This window comes from Bergeyella anatis, from assembly GCF_036016955.1.
Classification (GTDB): Bacteria; Bacteroidota; Bacteroidia; order Flavobacteriales; family Weeksellaceae; genus JAYWXI01.
This window is the reverse complement of sequence record NZ_JAYWXI010000170.1, coordinates 1-363: the sequence shown is the minus strand read 5'-3', so window position 1 is coordinate 363 and position 363 is coordinate 1. Positions and strand designations below refer to the sequence as shown.

General features: G+C 26.7%; 1 protein-coding gene. It reads right to left on the bottom strand.

All coding sequences use genetic code 11. The annotated features are described in order from the left end of the window. On the bottom strand, window positions 1-345 hold a 345-nt coding region (locus VQ048_RS13110; protein WP_327611997.1), incomplete at its 3' end, for a hypothetical protein. Window positions 346-363: the final 18 nt, after the last annotated feature.

Here is a 363-nt window from a genome sequence, read left to right as displayed (position 1 = left end):
AAAATAATAACTGTTTATTCGTCTACCAATTTCTGGAGAAAGGTCATTTTCGGTTAATGGAATGAATGAATTTTTATCAATTACTTCACAAAATCCAATAATTTGATCAACGTCCGAAACCAATCTTTCATCTTGATTTTCTTTCAGCAGATTTTTAATTGGTTCAAGAACTTCATTCCAACTTTGAATTAGAATGTGCTTATTATTTTCAGTTACAAAAGTTAAAAGTTCTTTGTTTTCAGAGAGATAAATATTTTCTTCAAAGAGCTTTCTTTTTAGTTCTGTGAAAATTGATTTTTTCCTTAAAGTTGGACAAATAAAAACTAAAATAGAATTTTCTTCCAATCTTTTCAAGTACGAAAT